Origin of the sequence: Chryseobacterium sp. HMWF035 (assembly GCF_003094695.1) — a bacterium.
In the GTDB taxonomy this organism is placed as follows: Bacteria; Bacteroidota; Bacteroidia; order Flavobacteriales; family Weeksellaceae; genus Chryseobacterium; species Chryseobacterium gambrini.
The window spans coordinates 1-26361 of the sequence record NZ_QEHP01000108.1 but is presented as its reverse complement, the minus strand read 5'-3'; the positions used below and the strand labels follow the sequence as shown (position 1 = coordinate 26361).

The window sequence follows — 26361 nt, the reverse complement described above, 5'->3', positions numbered from 1 at the left end:
AAAACCAAAACAGAAATACAATTAATTGGAAATCAAATAGTTAAATTAAAAAAAACATTATTCAAAATAATAAAAAAAATCTTCCGACCATGACTAGCCGTCAATCGGTGTTCCTTCGATATCAAGCTGTGTAAGTGTATTTTCCCCAACTTTATATTTGTATTTTGAAGTTTTTCCGTTTAAGGTAATGATGCTTCCGGAAGAATCCCATGTAAACGTGCCTGTATCTTCATTTTTAGAATTTCTTTCGAGATATTCTTCTGTGATTTTAAAAGTTTTGTCCTTATTTAGAACAAGTGTCGTTTTAATTCCGGGGCAGTCTGCGCATGGAACTGTGGCTTCATACGTTCCGTCCCAGTCCAAAGAATTTTCTGAATTATCAGCACCCGCAACGGAATTTGTTTTGGTACTGTCCACCGGAGCCTGAATTGCCATCGGATCTGTTTTAGGGTTCACTTCAGGATTTTTGTCTTTTTGGGTACAGGAAACCACAAGCGATACAAGAGCGATTCCCAGAATCTGAATTGTTTTTTTCATAATAATTGATTGATTGTGAATGCTTTTTCAGCAGCAAAAATTAAGCCGCCTGATAGTTTCTTGTTGATGGTTGATAGATCGAAATGATTAAAGATTAAACCTTATCATCAATCTTGATACAAAAATTTTATTTGTTTTTACTTTTCTAGAATAATCGTTATGCTGAATTAAAATTTTGCTTTTAAAAATAAAAGAATCATAAAATATTAAATTTGAACAGCCTCTAAAAAAACAATCAACTATCAGCCAATTTTAATCCAAATCTCCCTTTTTCTTTGTAAATTGGGGCAAAATTTTGATTATGACAAAAAAGATACTTCTATCTGTATTTCTTTTGCCGGCTGTAATGACGTTTGCACAGCAATACGGCGGAATGTGGATTCCAACGGAGCTTAATGAAAAGGAAATGAAAGATTTGGGAATGAAAATCTCTGCAAAAGACATTTTCAATCCGCAAAAAGCAAGCATAAAAGATGCGGTAGTACAGTTCAACGGAGGCTGTACCGCGGAAATTATCTCGCCAAAAGGGTTATTGCTTACCAACCATCACTGTGGATACGGACAGATTCAGTCTCACTCTACGGTACAGAATGACCTTTTATCGAATGGGTTCTGGGCAAAAAATCCTCAGGGAGAACTTCCGAACCCGGGAGTAACGGTAGACTTTATTGTTGATATCAAAGAAGTGACTTCTCAGATTTTAGAAGGTACGGATAAACTTCAGGAACCTGACCTTTCTAAACAGATTGCCAAAAATATTGAGATTTACAAAAATTCTCAGAAAACAGAACCTTATCAGTCGATTTCTGTAAGATCCATGTATTATGGGAATAAATTCTACGCTTTCACTATCGAAACATTCAAAGATATCCGTTTGGTAGGAGCGCCGCCTCAAAGCATCGGAAAATTCGGTTCAGATACAGACAACTGGGTTTGGCCAAGACATACAGGAGATTTCTCCATGTTCAGAATTTATGCTGATAAAAATAACAAACCAGCGGAATATTCTAAAGACAACGTTCCTTATGTTCCGAAACATTATCTTCCGGTTTCCATTAAAGATAAAAACGAGAATGATTTCACGTTTGTATTCGGATTTCCGGGAAGAACCACAGAATATCTTCCTGCGATTGCGGTTGAAAAAATCATGAAAGACACCGATCCTGCGAGAATTGCAGTGAGAGATGTTGCTTTGAAAACACTGGACGAAAAAATGCGTACCGATGATGCCACAAGAATTCAGTATGCTTCAAAATACGCTTCGGTAGCCAATTACTGGAAAAAATGGATCGGCGAAGTAGAAGGTCTGAAAAAATCTAACGCGGTAGAGAAAAAAGTACAGTATGAAAATTCTCTGATCGCTAAAAACAAAGACATTAAAACGACTTTAGATCAGCTGAACAAACTGTACAACGATCAGGCTCCTTATGCATTAAACAACGCATATTATTCTGAAACCATCAGAAATGCAGAAACTTTAATGCTTGCCAATCTTTTCTACAACTACATTACTGCGATAGAAGCCGGAAGAATGGACGAAAAAGGGACAACTTCCTTTAAAAACAGACTGACCTCTTTCTACAAAGATTACAATGCAGAACTTGATGCAAAAGTTACGGCAAAATTACTGGCTCTTTATGCCAATAAAACGGCTCCGGAATTTTTACCTGCAGGATTTGAAAAATATAAAAATGAAGCACAAAATCTTCAGACCGTTGAAGAAGATTCTAAAAACTCCATCATCACAGGAAGAACTGAAGTAAACGGAGCTTCTCTGAGCAAAGATATCGACAAGGCATTCTCCAATCAGGACAAACTGATCAAAACATTGAAAAAAGATCCTGTTTATCAGACTTATTTATCCATGAGAGACACCTACATCATCAAAGCTGATCCTCAGTTTACGTCGATGCAGACGAAAATTGATGCTTTACAGAAGACTTACATGGCGCAGCAAATGGCAACGGATAAAGACCGAAAATTCTTCCCTGATGCGAACTCTACGCTCCGTGTAACGTACGGAAAAGTGAAAGGTTCTTCTCCGAGAGATGCTGTTTCTTACAATTATCAGACGCATTTGGCGGGAGTAATGGAAAAATATGTTCCGGGAGATTATGAATTTGACGTTCCGAAAAAGCTGATTGATCTTTACAGCAAAAAAGATTTCGGAGTGTACAAAGATAAAACCGGCGATGTTCCTGTAGGATTTACAGCAACCAACCACACAACGGGAGGAAACTCCGGAAGTCCGGCTCTTGATGCCAACGGAAATCTGGTAGGACTGAATTTCGACAGACAATGGGAAGGAACAATGAGCGACATTAATTATGACCCTCGTTTCAGCAGAAATATCATGGTGGATACAAAGTATATTCTTTTCATTATTGATAAATTTGCAGATTCCAAATGGCTGATTGATGAGATGAAGATTGTAAAATAAATTAAAAAGAGGCTTGAAAAAAGCCTCTTTTTTAATGTCCGAAAATATCTTTTAAACTCACTTCCCTGAAGGTTCCCATCTTATCAACCGCTTCCCTGTTCAGGTTTTCTTTTTTCCCGATAATGGCGGTGTTGAAGTGAACGGATTTTATGTAATGATCGTAAAAATCTTTCAGATGTTCAAATTTCAGGCTTTCAATCTGGTGATAGATATCTTTCCTGAAATCATGATGAATATTCAGTTTTCTTAATCTTAACGTATTGAAGAAAATATTCGTTCTTGTTACCCGTTGCGAAGCAATCTGTTTCAAAGCAGAATTTTTTGCATTTTCAAACTGTACCTTCACTTCAGGAAGCTCAGTCATTAGTTCAGTCATTGTATCCACCGCAATCTGCAATTTGTCTGGCTGCGTTCCGATGTAGGTGGTAATGTAATCCGGATGATCCAGCTCTGAATTGGCAGCGTAAGAAACGTATGCAGAATACGCTAAACTTTTGCTTTCGCGAATCTCCTGAAAAACAATGGATGACAAACCTCGTCCGAAATATTCATTAAAAACATTGATTTTACCAAAATTTTCCGTGTTTACATTGCGACCTCTTCCTACTTTGCTCATTTCCATCTGAACCATGTCATAATCTGTAAAATATACATTTCCATCGGTTTCCGGTTCCGGATAGTTTTTAGGCTCCGGAATTACAAAACTTTCATTTTCAGTATATTTTCCGATGTAGGAAGTGAAATTTTCAAAATTCCTTCCATAAAAAAATATCTGATACGGATATTTAAATAGCTTCTTCGTACGGTCTGTAAAAACTTCCACATTGCTGCTTTCAAGCTCTTCTTTCGAAATAACATCTGTGAACCGTGAAAAAGGTCCCATTTTGGTGTAATTGGTAAGAGCCGTCATAATTCTACCCTTATCTTTCTTCATCGCAGCACGGTTTTCCAGAATAGTTTCTGTAAACTGTCTGTAAATTTCCTGATCCGGTTTTACTTCATACAGCCAATGCTGCAGAAGATCTATTCCTTTTTCAATGTTTTCTTCCAGACCGTTCAGCGAAATAATAAGCTGATCGTTGGTGGTTTTAAAATCATTGGTAACGCCGATTTTGAAGAATTCTTTTTTCAGATCTTCCGGAGAGAATTTTTCAGTTCCCAGATACTGAAGAACCTGTGTCGAAATCGCAATATCGCGGTCATGATCGCTTCCGAAAGGGAAAATAAAATGAACCTGCGCAATATCGTTGTATTTATTTTTAACGAAACTTATGGTTTTACCTTTCACGATATCCTTCTGAATTTCCTTTTCATAATCCACAAATTCCGGCTGAATATCTTCTGTTTTTTCTTCCAGAATCTGCTGTAAAAACTCAGACTGGGCTTCACGGTTTATTTTCACAGGAGTAATTCCCGGATTTTCTACGCGGATCAATTTTTCGTTTACCCCTTTTTCTTTGTAAACGATCACATAATTATCTCTGAAAAACTCATTGGCAAAGGCGATAACCTCTTCTTTCGTCAGTTTTTCATATTGATCCATTTCATTCAGTTCCTGTTCCCAGGTTCTTCCTTTGATGTACGTATCATAAAGGTTTGTTGCCAATCCGTCTGCGGTTTCCAGCGCTTTCATCCTCTGAATTTTAAAATCATTGATGATGGCAGGAAGCATCCAGTCCGGAAATTCTCCTTTTTTAACCAGTTCGATCTGCTCGAGAACCAAATCTCTGGCTTCATCCAAAGTCTGCGATTCCTTTGGAACGGCAACGATGGAAAAATATCCGTACTGTTTCAGACCTACTGAATACGCCTGTCCCCACAATAATTTCTGGGTCTGATTGATATTCAGATCCAGCAGTCCTGCTTCTCCCCTGTTGCTCAGAATATTTACCACCACATCCGCCAACATCGCTTCTTTTGTGCCGTAACTTTCCGTTCTCCATGCCAATTGTACTCTCGGCGTTGTGGGACTTTTTACCGTTCGTTTTATAATTTCCGTAATCGGTTTTTCGATAATGGGCGTTTTTTTTGGAAGTTCTCTGTAAGGAATAGTTCCGAAATATTGGTCAACAAGCTGAATCGTCTCTTCAAAATCAAGATCTCCCACCAAAACCATAGCATAATTGTTCGGAACATAATATTCATCAAAATATTTATGAATCGCCTTCATGGAAGGATTTTTCAGGTGTTCTGCCTTCCCTAAAGTCGTTTGCTGTCCGTTTGGATGCGTAGGAAAAAGAGCGTCCATCAGTTCATAATTCACCAGACGCGAATCGTTGTCCTGTGCTCTGTTGAATTCTTCATAAACAGATTCCAGTTCGGTATGAAAAAGCCTTAGAGCCAGTTCAGAAAAACGTTCTTTCTCTATTTTAAGCCATTTTTCAAGCTCATTGTTCGGAACATTATTTTTGTAAACCGTTTCATCAAACCATGTATGCGCGTTGGTTCCGCTTGCACCTAAAGAAGAAATTGCCTTATCATATTCATTCGCAATGGCATACTGACTGGCTTCCTGAGAAACTTCATCTATTTTGCGGTAAATTTCTTTCTTTTTTTCAGGATCATTTTCAGCTTTATGCTGTTCGTATAAATCTGAAATCTGATCTAATAATTCACTTTCCTTTTCCCAGTTTTGAGTTCCTAATTTAGAGGTTCCTTTAAACATCATGTGTTCCAGATAATGCGCCAAACCTGTATTATCAGAAGGATCGTTATTGCTTCCGGTTCTCACAGGAATATAGGTCTGGATTCTCGGAGCATCGGAATTTTGGGCAAGAAAAACCTTTAAACCATTTTTTAAAGTGTAAATTCTTACTCCATTTTCGTCATTGGAAACCGTGATATATTCGTAGTTATTTTTATCTGTATGAATTTCTTCCCTGAATTTTTTATCAATCATAAACTTCATTTTTCACCCTTAAAAATAGAATGAATACAAATGTAAGCAATCAAAAAAGAATCCTTCCATTTTATAAATATTAAAATCTATGATTAAGATTCGCATTTTATATTTAAGTTTGCATCAGTTTTCCAAATTACAACACCATGCAAGGAAACATCCTCATCATCGATGACGAGATCAAGCTCCTGAAACTATTAGGAATGATCCTTTCCCAAGAAAATTTTAACGTAAAAGAAGCTTCCACCGCACGTTCTGCGATGACGATGCTAGAACAGTATGAATTTGATGTCGTGCTAAGCGATGTTCGGCTTCCCGATGCTTTCGGAGTAGATTTAGTAAAATCCATCAAAACAAAATATCCTCATCTGGAAATTATTCTGATGACGGCTTTCGGAAATATTACGGACGCAGTTCAGGCAATGAAAAATGGAGCTTACGACTATCTGGTGAAAGGTGATGATAATGATAAAATTATTCCGCTAGTTTATAAATCTCTGGAAAAAGCAAAAGATAACAGGTCGAAAATCATTCAGAAGAGTTCTTCTTCAAAAGGTTTTGAAACAATTATCGGAAATTCACCGTCCATTATTCAGGCAAAAAAACTGGCAGAAAAAGTAGCATTAACGGATGCAACCGTTCTTCTGACAGGCGAAACCGGAACCGGAAAGGAAGTTTTTGCGAATGCCATTCATGAAGGCAGCGACAGAAAGAAAAATAATTTTGTCGCCATCAATTGTTCAGCTTTCAGCAAAGAAATTCTGGAAAGCGAACTTTTCGGGCATAAAGCCGGAGCTTTTACAGGAGCAGTAAAAGATAAAAAAGGACTGGTAGAAGAAGCCAATGGCGGAACTTTATTTCTGGATGAAATCGGAGAAATGCCGATTGAGCTTCAGGCAAAACTGCTTCGTGTACTGGAAACCAAAGAGTTTATCAAAATGGGAGAAACGAAGGTTTCAAGATCGGATTTCCGACTGATTGCAGCAACAAACCGTGATCTGGAGGAAGAAATAAAGCAGGGAAACTTCCGTGAGGATCTTTATTTCCGGCTGAATATCTTTGAAATCAGGCTTCCGTCACTTCGCGAGAGAAAAGAGGATCTGAAAGCTCTGGCTAAAAATTTTGTGAATGTTTTTTCTCAAAAACTTCATATCTCCAATATTGAAATCTCTCCGGAATATTATAAAACATTGGAAAAAAACGACTGGAAAGGAAACATACGGGAACTGCGAAATACCGTAGAAAGGAGCTTAATCCTAATGAACGACCATATCCTTGATGCAGAAAGTCTTCCTCGTTACTCTGAAAAAGTTTCTTCTGAAAACGATTCTTTCAGCATGAAATCTCTGGAAAAGGAGCATATTCAGAAAGTGCTTCAATACACCAAAGGAAACAAGGCAGAAGCAGCGAGATTACTGGAAATCGGGATTGCTACCTTATACCGCAAACTGGAAGAATATCATTTGAGATAAATGTTAATTAAAATCCACGCTGTAGATACTGGAGCATTTTATTTGAAACAATAAATAATTGATTATCATTTAATTATAACTAATTTTAAATACATTAAGAATTAAACCATTAAGTTTTAGTTTAGAAGTTAAGATTATATAAGAGAAGCTTCGCTTTAAGCTAAAAAATGCCTTCAAAAATATAAAGGAACATAGTTTTAGTCTGTTTTTTTTAAGAAAGAACTTAATTGGTTAAAAAAATAAAACCTATCATTTTAATAACGAGCCTATCATTTTGATAGGTTTTTCTGTTTTTTGGCACATGATGAAATATAACCAAAACACTCATTTTCAATTAATTAAATTAATCTAAACAACAATGGAACTTCTTTTGGCATTGTCAGTCTGAATAAAATATTTATAAAATGACAATTTCAAGAAAAACGTTCAGAGAACGGGAGCGCTCAAAACTGAGTCTGCTGATGGTATCTTACGTAGTATTTACTTTATTAACCTTAATTGTTGCCGTATGATGTTGATAGTTTTAATTCTTCTCAGCGCCTTATTATTCTGGATCTCTTACAAATCCGTTGAATTTTTTGATAAAATATAAAAATTATGTGGAGCTTATTTTTCCTATCCGTTATCGCCTTTGTGTACATCTGCTATGTATTAATAAAACCTGAAAAATTTTAACCAAAAATAATGAACACAGAAATTTTAGGCATTATTGCCATGTTCACGATTACCTTAGTGATTGGTATTTTTCTCGGAAAATATATTGCTAATGTATACGGCTACAAAAAAACCTTTTTAGATAAAATTTTTCAGCCCGCTGAAAATCTGATCTATAAAATCTCAGGCATCAATCCGAACCGTCAAATGACCTGGAAACAGAATATGTTTGCGATGTTAACCATCAATTTTGTATGGTTTATTCTTGCCTTTTTTATCTTACTGAATCAATCCTGGCTCCCTTTGAATCCGGACGGAAATCCGGATATGTCGCCGGATTTAGCCTTCAATACCGCTATCTCTTTTTTAGTCAACTGTAATTTGCAGCACTATTCCGGAGAAACGGGAGTTAGCTATTTCAGTCAGTTGTATTTAATGTTTTTGCAGTTTGTCTCTGCTGCGACAGGAATGGCTGCAATGGCAGTTCTATTCAAAGCTTTCAGAGATAAAACGACAACAGAACTGGGGAATTTTTACGATTTCTTCACCAAATCTGTGATCCGTATTTTATTGCCTTTAAGCATTGTGGTTGCTTTCATTCTTTCTTCCAACGGAAGTCCGATGACTTTTGAAGGAAAAGACCATATTACCACTCTGGAAGGAGCCAAAATGGACGTTTCACGAGGTCCGGTTTCGGCTTTTGTTGCCATCAAACATCTGGGAACAAACGGAGGCGGATTTTTCGGAGCCAACTCAGCGCATCCGTTAGAAAACCCGAATTATACGACCAATATGACGGAAATGATTGTTCAGATGATTATTCCTTTTGCACTGGTTTTTGCTTTAGGATTTTATCTGAAGAAAAGAAAACTTTCCTGGACGATTTTTGCCGTCATGACAATTGGTTTTCTGGCTTTAACCATTCCAAATGTTATTAACGAAACCAACGGGAACCCTCTGATTACCCAAATGGGAGCTGATTCTCATCTTGGAGCGATGGAAGGTAAAGAAATACGTTTCGGAAGTGCTGCTTCAGCCTACTGGAGCATTGCTACAACCGTTATTTCAACAGGATCTGTAAACGCGATGCATGACAGTACGATGCCGCTTTCGGGAATGAATGAACTTCTTGCCATGATGATCAACTGTTTCTACGGCGGATGCGGAGTCGGAATTCTCAACTATTTCATTTTCATTATTCTAGCAGTATTCATCAGCGGATTAATGGTGGGAAGAACGCCTGAATTTTTAGGCAAAAAAATTGAAGCTAAAGAAATGAAGATCGCGATGATTGTGGCTTTATTCCATCCTTTTCTGATCTTGGTAGGAACAGCTTTAACAGCTTATCTGCCTGAATTCGGAGCCAAAACGCTGAATAATCCCGGTTTCCATGGCTTTAGTGAAATGCTGTATGAATTTACCTCATCATCCGCAAACAACGGTTCCGGCTTTGAAGGTTTGGGAGACAACACACCATGGTGGAACATTTCCACAGGAATTGTGCTTTTATTATCGAGATTTATCCCGATTATCGGTCCGGTAGCCATTGCAGGATTATTGGCACAGAAAAAATACATCCCGGAAAGTTCGGGAACGCTGAAGACAGATACTGCCACTTTCGGATTTATGACATTAGCCGTTATTCTTCTGATCGCAGCGCTGTCCTTCTTCCCTGCCCTTACGTTAGGTCCGATTGCAGAACAGCTTCAGTATTTTTCTAAATAAAAAATTAAATAATTGAACCATTAAGACTTATTTAAGACGTTAAAAAAATTAATCTTATCAAATTATTAAGTTTAAAATTTCTTGATTAAACTTCGCTTCTTAAATAAATCTTAATGCTTCAAAAAAAGAAAAATTTAATTCAAAAATCAATTCAAACCATTAAGCAGATTATATAAAGAAAACTAATCTCAATTTTCATCCATACCCAACTAATATTATCCATTTTTATTCTTTAATATTAATTTGCCTTAATGGTTGATTTTGGTTTCCAATGATATAACACTTTCAAAACAAAATGAAAAATCAATCTCAGACATTGTTTCAAAAAGATTTGGTAAACGAAGCCATCAAACAGTCTTTCGTAAAACTGAATCCGAAAATCATGTTTAAAAATCCTGTCATGTTTCTCGTAGAGATCGGAACGGTTGTCATGCTTATTGTAAGCCTGTTCAGCCTTACCGGAGACAAGTCTCAAGGCAGTTTCAGCTATAATTTTTTAGTATTCGTTATCTTATTTTTTACGGTTTTATTCGCCAATTTTGCCGAAGCCATTGCTGAAGCAAGAGGAAAAGCGCAAGCGGATACTTTACGAAAAACCCGTGAGGAAACTCCCGCAAAAGTTGTCGTAAACAACAAACAGGGATTTCAGGTAGAAACCGTGATGAAAAAATCTGCCGAAATGAAACTGGGCGATATTTTCCTTTGCGAAGCCGGAGACCAGATCCCGATGGACGGAGAAATTATCGAAGGTCTTGCAACCATCGACGAATCTGCCATCACCGGAGAAAGCGCACCCGTTATCCGTGAAGCAGGAGGAGACAAAAGTTCCGTAACAGGAGGTACAAAAGTCCTTTCCGACAGAATAAAAGTAAAAGTAACCACCAAACCCGGAGAATCTTTCTTAGATAAAATGATTGCTCTTGTGGAAGGTGCTTCCCGACAGAAAACACCCAACGAAATCGCATTAACCATACTTTTAGCAGGTTTTACGCTTACCTTTATTATCGTAACCGTTACCCTGAAACCTTTTGCAGACTACGCGCAGACACCGATTACCATTGCGGCATTTATCTCACTTTTCGTTTGTTTGATTCCCACAACGATTGGCGGTCTGCTTTCTGCAATCGGAATCGCGGGAATGGATAGAGCTTTGAGAGCCAACGTCATCACCAAAAGTGGTAAAGCCGTTGAAACTGCGGGAGATATTGATGTACTGCTTTTAGATAAAACAGGAACCATTACCATCGGAAACCGTAAGGCAACCCAATTTCATCCTTCAAATGGAATTCAGCTTGATGAATTCATCAAAGCTTCGGCATTGAGTTCCGTTGCGGATGAAACGCCCGAAGGAAAATCGATTATCGAATTAAGCCAGTTAAAATCCGAAGATTTACTTGTTCCCAATCCGGTTTATATCGATTTTACGGCTGAAACCCGAACTTCAGGAATCGATTTTGAAAACACGAGAATCCGAAAGGGAGCATATGACACCATTAAAAAACTGACAGAAAAAGCGGGAAATATTTTCCCTTCCGAAACACAGGAAGCCGTTACCAGAATTTCCGAGAATGGAGGAACTCCTTTGGTGGTTTCTGTTAATGAAAAAGTCTGGGGCGTTATCGAGCTTCAGGATATCATCAAGACCGGAATTCAGGAGCGTTTTCAGAGGTTAAGAAAGATGGGCGTGAAAACGGTAATGGTAACCGGAGACAACCCTTTAACGGCAAAATTTATCGCTGAGAAAGCCGGAGTGGACGATTTTATCGCCGAAGCAAAACCGGAAGATAAGATGAACTACATTAAAAAAGAACAGCAGGAAGGAAAACTGGTCGCCATGATGGGAGACGGAACCAACGATGCTCCCGCACTTGCACAAGCCGATGTGGGCGTAGCAATGAACAGCGGAACACAGGCAGCCAAAGAAGCAGGAAATATGGTGGATTTAGATAATGATCCTACGAAACTTATTGAAATTGTGGAAATCGGGAAACAGTTACTGATGACACGCGGAACGTTAACAACTTTCAGTATTGCGAATGATGTTGCCAAGTATTTTGCGATTATTCCGGCATTGTTCATCACGTTTATTCCGGCGCTTCAGAAGCTGAATATTATGAATCTTCACAGCCCTGAATCTGCGATTTTATCTGCGATTATTTTTAACGCCATCATCATCCCGATCCTGATTCCTTTAGCTTTGAAAGGAGTTGCTTATAAACCGATCGGAGCCAGCGCATTATTGAGAAGAAATCTCTTGATCTACGGACTGGGTGGAATTATTGCCCCGTTTTTCGGAATAAAGCTCATCGATTTAGTTATAAGTCTTTTTTATTAGACTGGAAGTTTGAAGCTGGAAGCTGGAAATGGAACGTAATATTTTAACTTCCGTCATCCTTCTTCCATCTTCCTTCTACTCAACTCAAAAATTTAATTCAAATGAAAAATCATATTTTATCAGCATCCAGACTTACATTGGTGATGCTTGTAATTGTCGGAATATATCTAGGAATTGTTTACGCAGGTTCTAAAGTTTTACCGACTCAGGGAAATGCAGAAATTATTAATTTTAAAGGACAGAAATTTTACGCCAATATCGGACAGAATTTTACGTCTCCGAAGTATTTTCACGGTCGTCCTTCTGCGGTAGATTACAATGCGGCAGGAAGTGCGGGAAGCAATAAAGGACCAAGTAATGAGGAATATCTTCAGACCGTAGAGAAAAGAATTGATACTTTAAAAATGATGAATCCCGAAATGCAGAACGCAAAAGTACCTGTAGAATTGGTAACGGCAAGCGGAAGCGGACTTGATCCGGACATTTCTCCGGAAGGTGCGCTTTATCAGGTTAAAAGAGTGGCAAAAAACAGAAATATCAGTTCAGAAAAACTGGAACAACTTATCAAAAATCAAACAGAAACATCTATTTTCGGTCCGTCAAAAGTAAATGTATTGAAACTTAACATTGCTCTGGATCAGCTTAAATAAAGTAAAATTTTATGAAAAAATATATTGCGGCATTCTTATTGGCAGGATTTTTCTTACCGAAGGCACAAAACACAGACTCTGCAAAAACCGATGCCAAGCTGAAAATCTCTGCTTACGCTGAACTTTTTTACACCTATGATTTCGATGAACCTTCCGGAGGAAACCGCCAGAACTTTTTGTACAGCTACAACAGGCACAATGAAGTTAACCTCAATTTAGGATTCATCAAAGCAAACTATGAAAACGACAGAATGCGCGCCAATCTCGCTCTGATGGCGGGAACTTATGCACAGGATAATCTGGCTGCGGAACAAGACGCTCTGAAATATGTAAATGAAGCGAATATCGGAATTAAAATTTCCAAAACAAAAAATCTGTGGATCGATGCGGGAATTATGCCTTCGCACATTGGCTGGGAAAGCGCAATCGGGAAAGATAACGTTAATCTTACCAGAAGTCTCGCCGCAGAAAATTCTCCCTATTTCGAAACCGGAGCTAAAGTTTCTTATACTTCGGATAACGGAAAATGGTTTCTGAGCGGTCTTGTTTTAAACGGATGGCAGAGAATTGCAAAAGCTGAAGGAAATAAAAGTCTTTCTTTCGGGCATCAGATTACTTTTAAACCCAATGATAAGATTACACTGAACAGCAGTTCGTTTATAGGAAACGATAAACCGAAGGATGATAAAAGAATGCGTTACTTCCATGATCTGTACGGAAATTTTCAGTTGACGGATCATTTCTCAACAACATTAGGTTTTGATGTCGGAGCCGAACAGAAAGAAAAAGGAAGTGAAAGCTACAACCTTTGGTATTCTCCAAACGTATTGATGAAGTATCAGTTTGACAATCAATGGAGTCTTGCGGGACGTGTGGAATATTTCAGTGATAAAAACGGGGTTATCATCGCTACAGAAACGCCTAATGGATTTCAGACTTTCGGATATTCTCTGAATGTCGATTATCAGATCCTGAAAAACGTGGTTTTCCGTACGGAAGCAAGAGGATTTACTTCCAAAGATGCCATTTTTGTGAAAAACGACAATTTCAGACAGGGAAATTTTTTCATCACCACCAGTTTAGCAGCCTGGTTCTGAGAAAAGACTGCATCAACTTAGATTTAGTTTTAAAAGTTTAGTAATTCTAAGATGGGAAACCTAACAGGTTTTTAAAACCTGTTTTGTAAGTAATAAATCCATTATAAAAAAAAGTCAAAAAATGTCTTCAGCAAAAGATTTTTTAGAACTCATCCAGAAATCCAGAAAAGGGAAATTTAAAATCTACATCGGAATGAGCGCGGGTGTAGGAAAAACCTTCCGTATGCTTCAGGAAGCGCATGCTCTTTTGCGAAACGGAATTGACGTAAAAATTGGCTACATCGAAACCCACGGAAGAGAAGAAACTGTCGCTTTAACAGACGGAATCCCAGAAATACCGAGACGGTCTTCTTTTTATAAAGGTAAAAATCTCGAGGAAATGGATCTTCAGACCATTATTAATACCCATCCCGAAGTTGTTTTGGTGGACGAACTGGCTCACACGAACATTGAAGGTTCAAAAAATAAAAAAAGATGGCAGGATGTTCTGGAAATTCTGGATAATGGAATCAACGTCATTAGTGCGATGAATATTCAGCATATTGAAAGCCTGAATGAAGAAGTAAAAAAGATCACCGGAATAGAAGTCTCGGAACGGGTTCCTGATAAAATTCTGGCTTTGGCGGATGAGGTGGTCAACATCGATTTAACCGCCGACGAACTTCTAACGCGCCTGAAAGAAGGAAAAATTTACAAAAAAGAGAAAATCCAAACGGCTTTAAGCAATTTTTTTCAGAGCGGACATATTTTGCAGCTTCGGGAACTGGCTTTAAAAGAAGTGGCAACTCATGTTGAAAGAAAGGTAGAAACGGAGATCAAAACCGAGAATTTTAAACCCATAAAATTTCTTGCCTGCATAAGCAGCAACGAGAAAATAGCCAAAAATATCATCCGGAAAACGGCAAGACTGGCAAGTTATTACAACAGTCCGTGGACCGTTCTTTACATACAGAAACCTTCAGAAAATCCTGAAAAAATTGCCCTGAACAAGCAGCGATTTCTGATTAATAATTTTAATTTAGCTCAGGAATTGGGAGCCAAAGTGATCCGGCAGAAGGAAAGCAGTATTCATAAAGGGATTCTGGACTATGTAATTGCGCATAACATCACAACCGTATGCATCGGAAAACCGCACGCTCATCTTTTGCAGAGAATTTTCGGCTACAGCTGGATTTACACTTTAATGAACCGACTGAATGAAAGACAGATCGACATTATTATTTTATCTTAGAATGCAATGAAACTAAAAACGAAACTCACCCTCGGAGTAGGTCTTTTATTTGTGCTGATTGTTTTGCTATCGGTTATCGGGTCTTTTTACATCAATAAACTGAAATCTGATACAGAAAAAATTCTTATCGCCAATTACAACAGTCTGGAATTTTCCCAGAATATGCTTCTGGCTCTGGATAAAATGAAAACCGACAGCGCCGTTGCCATTAAAGATTTTAAGAAAAATAATCTTCTTCAGGAAAGAAATTTAACGGAATTCGGCGAGAAGGAAGCTACCCAGAATCTTAATCTTCATTTCAACAGCTACATCCATGATCCTTCACCGGAAAAGGAAAAGCTGATTCGTGAAGATCTGGTAAAAATCATGTCTCTGAATATGAAAGGAATTGAGCGAAAAAGCGATATTGCCATCATTACGGCAGAAAATGCGACGTTCTGGATCGCCTGTCTCGGAACCATCTGTTTTTTAATTGCGATCACGCTTGTTTTTAATCTTCCTCAGACGATTGCGGAACCCATCAGTCAGCTTACGTTCAGCATCCGGCAGATTGCGAATAAAAATTATAACGAAAGGGTTCATTTCCGGGGAAGTGAAGAGTTTAACGATCTTGCGAATTCTTTCAACATCATGGCGGAAAAGCTTCAGGAATATGAAAGCAGCACTTTATCTGAACAGCTTATGGATAAAAAACGGATTGAAACCCTCGTGAATAATATGCACGATGCTGTAATCGGTCTGGACGAAAATCATTTTATTTATATGATTAATGATGAGGCTCTTAAAATCACGAATCTCAATAAAGATGAAATTATCGGGAAAACGGTTCATGAAGTGGCTGTAAACAATGATCTCATAAGGGAACTTCTGAAAAACATCAATCATCCGCAGAAAGATCCTATTAAAATTGTAACCGACAATAAGGAAAATTATTTTGAGCAGGATGTAATCCCGATCAATATTACAAAGACGGGAGAAAAGGAAAAAAAATACATCGGAAAGGTTATTCTGCTGAGAAACATAACTCCTTTTAAAGAACTGGATTTTGCAAAAACCAACTTTATCGCAACCATTTCGCACGAATTAAAAACGCCGATTTCTGCCATAAAAATGGGCGTTCAGCTTTTGGAAAATCAAAAATTCGGGGAATTGAATGATCAGCAGAAAGAATTATTAAAAAGCATTAACGAAGACGGACAAAGGCTGCTTGATATTACGGGAGAACTGCTGAATTTATCTCAAGTGGAAACCGGAAATATCCGCCTGAACATCGAAAGCTGCGCTCCAAAAGAAATGGTACAGACTGCTGTAAAAAATGTAGAAAAGCTGGCAGAACAGAAAAATATTTCGATCCAAACGCAGTTTCTGACGGATGAAAAGGACTTTGTAATGGCTGATTTTGATAAAACAGTCTGGGTAATGAATAATTTTCTGAGCAACGCCATTAAACATTCTTTTCAGGATGAAAATATCCTGATTTTGGTTGAAAAAGAACCATCCGGAATTAAATTCAGCATTACCGATACCGGAAAAGGGATTGAAGAAAAATACCAGCGACAGATTTTCGACCGCTATTTTCAGGTTCCGGGAGAGCATCAGAACGGAACCGGTTTAGGACTCGCAATTTCCAAAAATTTCATCGAAAAACAAAACGGAGAAATCGGCGTTAAAAGTTCTTTAAATCAGGGAAGTACTTTTTATTTTGTGTTGCCGATGGGTTAATTTTTTTGTATATTTGATTATGAAATCAACAAAGATATCTCCTAATATTGTGCGACAACTTCGCAATCAAAAATTACATAGCGGACATCCTTTCATGATTAATACAAATGAGGTTAATACAAATGAGTGCTATCTTGAATATCCCGATGGCAGTATAAAGCTGGTTGTTATTCAGGAGAATAAAAAAGATTTTTCTGTTATTCGGGAATTAACTAAATCCGAAGCTCATCATTTACGAAAAAGATTAAATTTTTCTGATTTTTAATGCCTGAATTATATATTATAACAGGCTCTAACGGAGCAGGAAAATCATCACTCGGTCCTCATTATGTTCCTGCCGCTCTAAGTGATTCTATTTTTGACGGCGACAAATTATTAATGGTGAAGAAAAGTGAATTTTGGAAAAAAGGAATCCGATCTTCTAAAGAATGTACAAAATTAGCTGCGGAAATTGTTGAAGATACTTTTGATAAGCTCGTAGAAACATCTTTAGGCAACAGCTTAGATTTTGCTTATGAGGGTCATTTTACCAATCACGAAACATGGTCGATCCCGCAAAAGTTTAAAAATGCAGGCTATAAAATCCATTTAATTTTTTTTGGACTTACCAACACCGATTTATCTGAGTTGAGGGTACTTTACAGAACAAAAGAAGGAGGACATCATGTAGATCCTTTTACATTGGCTACAAATTTTTATGGTAATTTAGAGAAACTTGATATTTACTTTAAAATTTTCGATTCTGTTGAGATTTACGATACCTCCGGAATCGAACACATCCATTTAGCTAGAATTGAAAACGGAAATATTTCATCATGTATCAGTTCATCACAATTACCTGATTGGTTTACAGAATACCTTCCCAATATTTCGCTATTAATCGAAAATAAAAGTTTTGAGTGATTCTAATTTCTTTTAAAATGAATAACATTTTTTTTCTGGTTTTTATAATCGGACTTTCCTTATTTGCCATTGGAAAAGCCATTTACTTCTTCATTGAAAAAAAGAAAGTTCTTACAACCTGTAAAAATTCAGATTCTATTGAAATAAAAAATATAAACGGTACAATATTTACGGATAGCGGAAATAAGAACAGATTGGAATTATGTACTTTTACTCTTTTAATCAATGAAAATTCTATCTTTCTGTTCGCTTTAAGTTTCAGCTTTATCCCTTTACAGGTTATCAATCTTTTATTTTCAAATAAAAACAGAAAAAATACGCAACATCCTATTCTTTTAAGAGAACATAAAATTGATGAGAAAAATGCCGTGTTGGTCTATTATCCCGACCACATACTCGGATCGAAAAAAATAACTTTGAAAAATCTTAATCCGGAACAGCTTTCCATTTTAGAAAAAATATTAGAAGGCAAAAGCCGCAGATTTTATTAATATGAAAATAAAACTTATCCCCGTTATAGAAATCATTAACTATGATAATGATATTCCGTTGCCTCCTTCTGGTCCCTATTGGGAGTTCTCTACAGAATGGGAACACTATCGTATTGCCACTAATTTAGATGCGGGTTTTTCTGAAAATTTACAATCGTATTCTAAAGGCTCTTCATTGTACAGGATCAGTGAAATTCCAGATTCTGATCTTCTGAAAATTATTCAAAATAAAATCACGACTGATGAGAATGATGATAACCTTACCATTGAAGATTTAATTTCTCCTTTGATTGGAGGTTACATTTTAAAGATTAATGATGTAGACACCTATTTTCCACAATGTTGCGGCGACTTATCAAATATTGAATATTGGAATAATCTGTTTTTGGATGAAGACTCGTTTTTTTACATGGGACATCCGTCACCCAGAATCATAAAATCCGAAAATACTATTATTTTCGATTTTTTGCATTCTCCAATTCAGGAAGGTTATGCTCCTCCGGTTTCGGAAAATCAGATTGAAGCAAATAAAGATTTGCTGAAGATTGCTGTTGAAAATGTGAAGAAAGAACTGTATGATTTCGCTCGGAGACTTGTAAAGATCAGCGAAACTGAAAATCTTGATATTCCTGAAATTGATAAGCTATTTGTTTATGGAAGGATTGATGATTAAATATAAAATGATTCCGGCGGAAGCTTCGCTTCCGCCGGAATCATTTACCAACAACACAAAACAAGAAAAAAAACTATTTTTAGCTAATAATAAAACAGATGAAAAATAATATTGCTTTACAGTTAGCCGAAATTTGTAAAAAGCACAATCTTAAAGAAAAAGCATTCGACAGTTTTGAAAAATTATTTCATAGAGAAAATGAAAATGACTCTGATTTTCTTAGAGGTTACAAGAAAGAGGAAATGAAAATTTTTTTTGGAGGACATCAATTTAATATTCACCATCATTTTTGTACAAGTACCATTGATACCAAAATAATTTTTTACGATTCATCGGATGTTGAAGCCGGTTATTGGGATCCTGTAGGTTACTATGTTTTAGAAGCTGATTTTAAGGGAGAAATCACGGACGATTATTTTGTAATAGAAAGAGAAAAACAAATTGACGGAATTGGTATTATTAAACAGTTTTCATATTTGTTCGCCGATCTTCCAACAGATTATCTGAAAAGAAATCACCTTCAGTATAATTTTGTTTCATACCTTTCTTTAGTAGGAACTTTATTTACAAGTAAAAATTATGAAGGTTCAGGACGTTTCATTCATCGCGCATATTTTAATCTTAAAGAAACCGGTGAAGAGCATTTTGAAAAGGAATTTCTCAAAAAATCAAAAAGTTTTTTAAAGATGATGAAAAAGTACTTAATTAATGAAAATATAATTTCTGAAAAACTACAATCAGATCTTCTTAAACTTGATCATAATAATAATAATAATAATAATAATAATAATAATATCTGAAAATGCCTGAAGTTCCTATTTATTATTTCTTTATTGCATCAATCTTTTCTGCAATTATTATCGGTATCTATTATTTCATTCAGAAGAAAAATATTATTAAAAATTACAGACAGGAAAATTCAATTGAACTTAAAAATATTAGCGGAACAATAATTACAGACAAAGGCTTTCTCAGTTGGGGAATGGAATTGGGTACATTTGATCTGTTGATCAACGATAATTCAATTTTTTTATTTCTGAAAAGTTTCGGTTTTATTCCGGGGCGGATTACGAATTTATTTTTTTCAAATTCCAACAGGAAAAATACTAAAAGAGCTGTTTTGCTCAGAGAATATAAAATTGATCCAAAAAGTGTTAAATTCGTTTATTATCCGGATCATCTGATGAACAGAAGCCGTCAAATTATACTGAAAAATCTTTCTGATGAACAGCTTTCCATTTTAGAAAAAACATTAGAAGGCAAAAGCCGCAGATTTTATTAATATGAAAATAGAACTTATACCTGTTATAGAAGTTTCAAATTACGATGAGGATCTGGAAATGCCTTCCGGTTCCTATTTGGAATTTTCTGATGAGTGGGAAAATTATAATATTTCCGCAAATCTAAAGACTGGTTTTTCCGAAAGTTTCAAAGCTTATTTTAAAAGTTCTTCTTTTTACAGAATAAGTGAAATTTCTGATGCAGATCTGTTGAAAATCATTTACAGAGAAATTGAAATACAGCAGACTGAAGAAAATCGCGGAATTGATGATTTGGTGTGTTCTATGGACGGCGGTTACATTTTAAAGATTAATGATGTAGACACCTATTTTCCACAATGTTGCGGAAGGCTTAAACACATTACTGAATGGGAAGATCTTGTTTCCGACGAAGGGAATCATCATTTTTATACAGGACATCCATCTCCTAAAGTTGAAATACAGGAACATAAGATCATTTTCGATTTTTTACATTCGATACCTCAGGAAAGTTATGCTTATCCTGTTTCGGAGGATCAAATTGAAGTAGATAAAGAATCGTTGAGAACAGCAATTGAAAATGCAAAAAAAGAACTTCAATATTTTGCTGAGCAGCTCATCAGAATTAATAAAAAAGAAAACTTGAATATTCCTGAAATTGATAAAATCTTAATTTACGGAATTGATGAATAAAATAGTAAATCTGATTTTTCAATCCCAAAAACCAGAATCTTCACTTTCCGATTTTGTGGAAAGCTTCTGGATGCTGGATAACCCTTCGGAACATAAAGAAGTCATTCTTTTACCGGACGGAAGGATTGATCTGATCTTTTCGCAATCTCCAACCGAACCGCTTCATGTCGTTTTACTGGGAATCGGAACGCATCCTGAACATGTGATTATTACTGAAAAAACAAAGATTTTTGCGGTCAGCTTCAATTTATTGGCAACGGAATATATTTTGCATCAGAGCATTTCTGAATTATTAAATAGCGCAAAAATTCTTCCTGCCGATTTCTGGAATTTCAATATTGAGGATTTTAATGATTTTAAAAAATTCTGTGAGAAGGTTTCAATTCAAATAAAAAAAGAGCTTTCCACGCAAAAAACAGATGAAAGGAAACTTAAATTATTTAATCTTATCTATTCGTCAAAGGGTTCATTAACGGTAAAAGAACTTTCGGAAAAGGTAATCTGGAGTGAGAGACAAATCAACCGTTACTTTAACCGGCAATTTGGCATTTCTTTAAAATCATATTGTGGAATTCTCCGTTTCAGAGCCTCATTTCAGCAAATTAAGGAAGGAAAATTATTTCCTGAAGAAAATTTTTCCGACCAGTCTCATTTTATTAGGGAGATTAAAAAACTTTCAGGATTTCTGCCAAAAGAATTAAGCCAAAATAAAAACGACCGATTTATACAATTTTCCGTTCTGCCCAAGAAGTAATTTTGTCCCATAAAATTTAAATTATGGTAACAGACAACAAAAAAATTGCCATCGTTGGCGGTGGTCCCGGAGGATTAACCTTGGCAAGACTTTTACAACTAAAGAACGCCGAAGTAAAAGTATATGAAAGAGATGAAAATAGAGATGTAAGAGTTCAGGGCGCAACATTGGATCTTCATGAGGAATCTGGTTTGGAAGCTCTTCAAAGAGCGGGTTTGATGGATGAATTTAAAGCCAACTATCGTCCGGGCGCAGGAAAATTAAAAATTTTAGATAAAGATCTGAATGTTTTCCTGGATGAACATGCTTCCGAAGAATCTTATGCAGAAGACCGTCCTGAAATCGACAGAGCACCGCTCAGAAAGATCTTACTGGATTCTTTAAAGCCTGAAACTGTGGTTTGGGACAGTCAGTTTATTTCGATGGAAAAAGATAGTGAGGGGTGGAAACTGCATTTTAAAAACGGAAAGTCTTATTACGCAGATATTGTTATCGGAGCCGATGGAGCGAATTCTAAAATCCGGTCTTATCTTACGGATATTAAGCCTGTTTATTCAGGAGTAACCATGGTGGAAGGAAATATTTACAACGCAGAAATTAACGCTCCGAAGTTATGGAAACTGGTGAATGGCGGAAAAATTTTTGCTTTGGATCTGCATCAGTCTTTGCTTTTCAGTACAAAAGGAGACGGAACATTAACGTTCTACACAGGCTGCAAAACCGATGAAAACTGGGTGAAAGATTCCGGAATTGACTTAGATAATAAGGAACAGGTTTTTAACTGGTTCAAAAAAGAATTCTCTTTATGGAGTAAAGATTTTCACGAATTATTTGAGAGCGATGAAATATCTATTATTCCACGCCCTCAATACCACTACCCTCCTGATCAAAAATGGGAAACTTCCACGAATTTGACTTTACTGGGTGATTCTGCTCACAGGATGCCTCCTTATGCGGGAGAAGGCGTGAATATGGCAATGCAGGATGCTTTTGAATTAGCAGAAAATCTTACGGACAACGACTTTAAAGACGCAAAATCGGCTCTTTCAAATTACGAGAAAAGTATGCTGAAACGGGCTTCGGAAATTACAGAGATTACCTTAAACAGTACAGAAATGCTTCATTCTGAAAATGCTATTCAAAATCTTCTGAATATGTTTCAGGGAGGGTAAATTTTATGGTTTGAGATTTTGAATTTTAGGTTTCGAACTTAAGGTTAAAAGGGTTTCGGGCGGAGCTTCGCTCCGCCCGAAACCTCCACAATAACTAATTAAACTCCAACACGAATGCTTACTTTATCAGAAATTCTGTAAATTCGGCTTTCAATCAAATATTAAGATGAAACCACTAAGAAATAAATATTTAATTCTCAATTATATTTTCATATTCTGTGTTGTTATTTTATTTTTAAACGACCATTTTTTCAAGCCCATTTTTTCCAGTTGGTTCACAGGAAAACTTTCTGATATTGTGGGAATTATTATTTTGCCGTTGATCCTGACCTACATTTTTCCAAAACTAAAAATCCATTCTGTCTGGATAAGTGCTCTGTTGTTTGCATTCTGGAAATCTCCATATTCCGGAAAAGTAATTGAAATGTATAACAAGTTTACATTGATTCCCATTACAAGAGTTGTAGATTATTCTGATCTTTTGGTAATTGTATTTCTGCCGGTTTCTTATTATTTAATTAAAAAAATAAACCGTCTTAATCTTCTTAAAATTCAAAAAATAAATCCTGCTTTCATTTTATTTCCCACCGGATTTGTTCTAATGGCAACTGCACCTCCTCCAAGTTTTTCTTACACCTACTCCAACGGCAATTTGAATTGTAGGAAATGTGTAATTAGAGTTGCTATGACCCAGAAAGAAATTGTAGACAGATTAAAAGAAAATCAAATTTTTTTCGATACCATTTACCCAATGTCGGAATCAACTTACAAGAGATACCCGTTTTTTAAACAGGATGACATTCATTTTTATACAATCAAAAAATTTGTAATTGATAAGGATACCTTAAAAAATGTAGATTTTGCGATGAGAAGCATTGGCGAAAACCAAACCATGTTGCATTTCAACGGATTGCAGACTTCCGATGATATTTCTACGATAAGGTTGTTTGTAAAAGCCCGAAAACATTATTCGAAAATAATTTTCAAAGAACTTTCAGATGCTTTGGAAGATAAACAACCTGAAAACGGATTGAAAGAACATTAAAATTCAAAATAGAAATGACTGCAACATTTTTCCCAACACCAGAAGATTTCCGAAATTGGATCGAAAAAAATCACACCACAGAAAAAGAATTGTTGGTGGGATTCTGGAAAGTCGGAACGAAAAAACCTTCCATGACGTGGTCGGAATCTGTAGATCAGGCTTTGTGTTTCGGCTGGATCGACGGGGTGAGAAAATCGATTGACGATGAAAGTTACAGCATCCGTTTTACGCCGAGAAAACCAACAAGCATCTGGAGCGCAGTCAATATCAGAAAAGTGGAAGAGCTTACAAAAACCGGATTAATGACCGAAGCCGGACGAAAAGCTTTTGAACTGAGAAAAGAGGAAAAATCTGCGATCTATTCCCACGAAAAAGAACCTGCAACCCTCGATCCTGAGTTTGAAAAACAATTTAAAGCCAATAAAAAAGCATGGGAATTTTTCAGCAATCAGGCTCCTTCTTATAAAAAAGTAATGCTGCACTGGATCATGAGCGCGAAACAGGAAAAAACAAGACTGTCGAGATTGGAGAAGACAATTCGGGAAAGCGAACTGGAAAAGAGAGTTTTATAGAGATGTGGGAAACTTTAATCTTTTTTGCCGCCTTACTGGGAATTTCAAATTTCCATTATTTTCTATTTTTCAGAAGGGAAAATAAGCAGATGAAGCTGAAAATATATTTAACGGTACTTTTCATGATTACCATTTTGGCAAGTTTGTATATCATTATTGTTACTCCACATTTCTTTGAATATAAAGGCTTGGAAAACTGCTTGTTTCTGGTGATGATTAACTTTGCTGTTCCCGGATATTTCTTAATGCTTTTCGGGATCAACAGTCTTTTGGAAAACATTCCGATTATTCGTGGCTATTTTACTTTCAATGTTATATTTTGTATCTTATTTCTCAGTTCGACGTTGTTGTATTATTTTTTAACGATGTTGATGATGATGATTTTCACTTTAGATAATGCTTAAATTTACTTTCAGATAAAGAACAAATGACTACTCGCCTTTTATTTATTTTCATACTTTTAACGCTTATATTCTGTGCTAAAAAAGAAACTGTTTTTACTGAGAAATTCAATGTTGGTGAAATAGGTTTTGAATATTCGTCTGACTGGAAATTTACCAAACTACAAGGAATCGATTCTTACATTGCTTACCTTTCAAAAGATGAAGATACCATCTGGATAGAATACGGATCTTATAATCCGAAGATATACAAAGAACCTTTGAAAGATCATATTTTCATGCAAATTCCAATTGACGGTACAGAAGCTGTTTTTGAAACTTCACGAAATAATTACGGAGGATTCGCTTCGGTTTATATTCCCATAACAGATTCTGCGCAGGGTTTATACATGAGAAATAAAAATGGAGATATTCAGCAGGTTTTGGATATTTTTAAAACATTAAAGGTGAACAATTCTGCCCGAAAGAAGCCATTAATTATTGAGATGGAAAATTTTAAGACTAAAAGTTCCCCTCCCGGAATTGTTTTCTACGAGAATAACTGTTTGAACTGTCATTCAGAATACCGTTACATAATTGCTCCGGCTCTCGATAAAAAGTTTGTGAAATCGAAAGGAAAAGTGTGGTTTGAACACTATTTATACTCCGAAAAAGAAATTTCACGGGATGAATTTCAGACACGTTGTACCCAAATTCCCAAAAAAGATTCTGCCATTGCCAACGAAATACTTAAATATCTGTTTTAAAAATCTCCAAATATTATTTTACCTTTGATCTTTATTACGTTTAAAATTAGAAAAGCAAATGACTACAGACACATTAGACTTTTGGGTAGGAAATTTCAAAAGCGAGGAAGATTTTTATGAATTTGTGGAAGAAGATGAAAATTTTTATATGGAAGAAGATTCTGATGATGTTTTTATTTCAAAATTTGCAGAATCTCAGGACACCATCTGGCTGGATCACGATTTTGTAGAATACGGCTATGAAAACGGAAACGGAACCATTTACGAAAAATTTGCAGACTATTCTTTTGCCGAACAATGGCTCCCGATTTTAATCAACAGGCTCAACGAACTGAATCTTGATTTTGATATCAATTCCATTATTTTCCTGAATAAACAGATTCCGAAACCCACTTCCGTAGAAACAGATTTTTTCTCTTTGGTTTACATCGGAGGAATTGAATATTCTGCGTAAAATATAATTACATTATGACTCTTCAGATAAAAGATTCTTTAATTTACAATAATGAAAGACATCTTATTCATGATGAACTTTTAGAATATAAAATAAGAGCAGATAAAAGTCTAAAACCAAAATCTGCAGGAAGCTTTTCTGCTTGTTGGAGAGGATACATTGCCACATTTGAAATTCTGGAAAATAATATTTATTTAAAAGACATTCATATAAAAGATGATAAAGAAAGACAAAGACTGCTAAATGGTTTATTCCAAGATTCACAAGATTATAAATTGACCTGGCTTAACACGCTAATTGTTTTATATAAAAATAAATTAGATGGTAAAACTTCGCTTCCTGAACTAAGTATTTACGAATCTTATGAAATACTAACTATTCAAGAGGGAAATTTGATCGATTCTAAAATTTTCAGTCATGAAGAATATATTAATTT

25 protein-coding genes are annotated in these 26361 nt (G+C 36.1%); 23 read left to right on the top strand and 2 right to left on the bottom strand.

The window, feature by feature from the left end; genetic code table 11:
* Nucleotides 1-93: 93 nt before the first annotated feature.
* On the bottom strand, nt 94-537 hold the full coding sequence (locus DD829_RS15905) for a copper resistance protein NlpE (RefSeq protein WP_108409306.1): 444 nt from the start codon (nt 535-537) through the stop codon (nt 94-96).
* Between the two features lie 301 nt (nt 538-838).
* Here DD829_RS15905 and DD829_RS15900 point away from each other — a divergent pair, with 301 nt between their 5' ends.
* On the top strand, nt 839-2977 hold the full coding sequence (locus DD829_RS15900) for a S46 family peptidase (RefSeq protein WP_108409307.1): 2139 nt from the start codon (nt 839-841) through the stop codon (nt 2975-2977).
* A gap of 31 nt (nt 2978-3008) precedes the next feature.
* On the opposite strand, the gene DD829_RS15895 is transcribed toward DD829_RS15900, so the two are convergent.
* Nucleotides 3009-5885 (bottom strand): M16 family metallopeptidase, encoded by a 2877-nt coding sequence (locus tag DD829_RS15895; RefSeq protein WP_410493820.1) that lies wholly within the window; start codon nt 5883-5885, stop codon nt 3009-3011.
* A gap of 137 nt (nt 5886-6022) precedes the next feature.
* Here DD829_RS15895 and DD829_RS15890 point away from each other — a divergent pair, with 137 nt between their 5' ends.
* The 22 genes from DD829_RS15890 to DD829_RS15780 form a co-directional block, all read left to right on the top strand.
* Nucleotides 6023-7348, top strand: a complete 1326-nt coding sequence (locus tag DD829_RS15890) for a sigma-54-dependent transcriptional regulator (protein ID WP_108409309.1) — start codon at nt 6023-6025, stop codon at nt 7346-7348.
* A gap of 684 nt (nt 7349-8032) precedes the next feature.
* Entirely contained in the window at nt 8033-9727 is a 1695-nt protein-coding gene (gene kdpA, locus DD829_RS15880; RefSeq protein ID WP_108409555.1) for a potassium-transporting ATPase subunit KdpA, read from the top strand.
* 295 nt (nt 9728-10022) lie between these two features.
* Entirely contained in the window at nt 10023-12062 is a 2040-nt protein-coding gene (gene kdpB, locus DD829_RS15875; protein WP_108409966.1) for a potassium-transporting ATPase subunit KdpB, read from the top strand.
* A gap of 101 nt (nt 12063-12163) precedes the next feature.
* The gene (gene kdpC / locus DD829_RS15870; RefSeq protein ID WP_108409967.1) at nt 12164-12712 is read left to right on the top strand and encodes a K(+)-transporting ATPase subunit C; all 549 of its coding nucleotides are present in this window, start codon (nt 12164-12166) and stop codon (nt 12710-12712) included.
* An 11-nt stretch (nt 12713-12723) separates the two neighbouring features.
* Nucleotides 12724-13809 (top strand): porin, encoded by a 1086-nt coding sequence (locus tag DD829_RS15865; protein WP_108409968.1) that lies wholly within the window; start codon nt 12724-12726, stop codon nt 13807-13809.
* 121 nt (nt 13810-13930) lie between these two features.
* Nucleotides 13931-15040 (top strand): histidine kinase, encoded by a 1110-nt coding sequence (locus DD829_RS15860; RefSeq protein ID WP_076392091.1) that lies wholly within the window; start codon nt 13931-13933, stop codon nt 15038-15040.
* Between the two features lie 6 nt (nt 15041-15046).
* Nucleotides 15047-16762, top strand: coding sequence for an ATP-binding protein (locus tag DD829_RS15855; RefSeq protein WP_108409969.1), 1716 nt, complete (start codon nt 15047-15049; stop codon nt 16760-16762).
* A 19-nt stretch (nt 16763-16781) separates the two neighbouring features.
* Complete coding sequence (locus DD829_RS15850) at nt 16782-17027, top strand: hypothetical protein (protein WP_108409970.1); 246 nt, start codon at nt 16782-16784, stop codon at nt 17025-17027.
* Nucleotides 17027-17665: a zeta toxin family protein gene (locus DD829_RS15845; RefSeq protein WP_108409971.1), complete on the top strand. Its 639-nt coding sequence runs from the start codon at nt 17027-17029 to the stop codon at nt 17663-17665. Before DD829_RS15850 ends, DD829_RS15845 begins: the two co-directional genes overlap by 1 nt.
* A gap of 17 nt (nt 17666-17682) precedes the next feature.
* A complete protein-coding gene (locus DD829_RS15840; protein ID WP_116547921.1) occupies nt 17683-18156 on the top strand; it encodes a hypothetical protein in 474 nt (157 codons plus the stop codon).
* A gap of 1 nt (nt 18157) precedes the next feature.
* Nucleotides 18158-18829, top strand: a complete 672-nt coding sequence (locus DD829_RS15835) for a hypothetical protein (RefSeq protein WP_108409243.1) — start codon at nt 18158-18160, stop codon at nt 18827-18829.
* A 98-nt stretch (nt 18830-18927) separates the two neighbouring features.
* Entirely contained in the window at nt 18928-19629 is a 702-nt protein-coding gene (locus DD829_RS15830) for a hypothetical protein (RefSeq protein ID WP_116547920.1), read from the top strand.
* A gap of 2 nt (nt 19630-19631) precedes the next feature.
* A complete protein-coding gene (locus DD829_RS15825; RefSeq protein ID WP_116547919.1) occupies nt 19632-20111 on the top strand; it encodes a hypothetical protein in 480 nt (159 codons plus the stop codon).
* 1 nt (nt 20112) lies between these two features.
* Nucleotides 20113-20781, top strand: coding sequence for a hypothetical protein (locus tag DD829_RS15820; protein ID WP_108411219.1), 669 nt, complete (start codon nt 20113-20115; stop codon nt 20779-20781).
* The gene (locus tag DD829_RS15815) at nt 20774-21535 is read left to right on the top strand and encodes a helix-turn-helix domain-containing protein (RefSeq protein WP_108411218.1); all 762 of its coding nucleotides are present in this window, start codon (nt 20774-20776) and stop codon (nt 21533-21535) included. The genes DD829_RS15820 and DD829_RS15815 overlap by 8 nt, the downstream gene beginning before the upstream one ends.
* Nucleotides 21536-21558: 23 nt before the next feature.
* Complete coding sequence (locus DD829_RS15810; protein ID WP_108411217.1) at nt 21559-22707, top strand: FAD-dependent oxidoreductase; 1149 nt, start codon at nt 21559-21561, stop codon at nt 22705-22707.
* A 166-nt stretch (nt 22708-22873) separates the two neighbouring features.
* On the top strand, nt 22874-23752 hold the full coding sequence (locus DD829_RS15805) for a hypothetical protein (protein ID WP_108411216.1): 879 nt from the start codon (nt 22874-22876) through the stop codon (nt 23750-23752).
* A gap of 14 nt (nt 23753-23766) precedes the next feature.
* Nucleotides 23767-24324 carry a YdeI/OmpD-associated family protein gene (locus tag DD829_RS15800; protein WP_108411215.1) on the top strand — a complete coding sequence of 186 codons (558 nt, stop codon included), beginning with the start codon at nt 23767-23769 and terminating at the stop codon, nt 24322-24324.
* 89 nt (nt 24325-24413) lie between these two features.
* On the top strand, nt 24414-24728 hold the full coding sequence (locus tag DD829_RS15795; RefSeq protein ID WP_123906893.1) for a hypothetical protein: 315 nt from the start codon (nt 24414-24416) through the stop codon (nt 24726-24728).
* Nucleotides 24729-24751: 23 nt separating this feature from the next.
* Nucleotides 24752-25471, top strand: a complete 720-nt coding sequence (locus DD829_RS15790) for a hypothetical protein (RefSeq protein ID WP_108411213.1) — start codon at nt 24752-24754, stop codon at nt 25469-25471.
* 58 nt (nt 25472-25529) lie between these two features.
* Nucleotides 25530-25925, top strand: coding sequence for an immunity 22 family protein (locus DD829_RS15785; RefSeq protein WP_108411212.1), 396 nt, complete (start codon nt 25530-25532; stop codon nt 25923-25925).
* Nucleotides 25926-25939: 14 nt separating this feature from the next.
* The coding region (locus tag DD829_RS15780; RefSeq protein WP_228408220.1) for a hypothetical protein at nt 25940-26361 on the top strand (422 nt) is incomplete at its 3' end.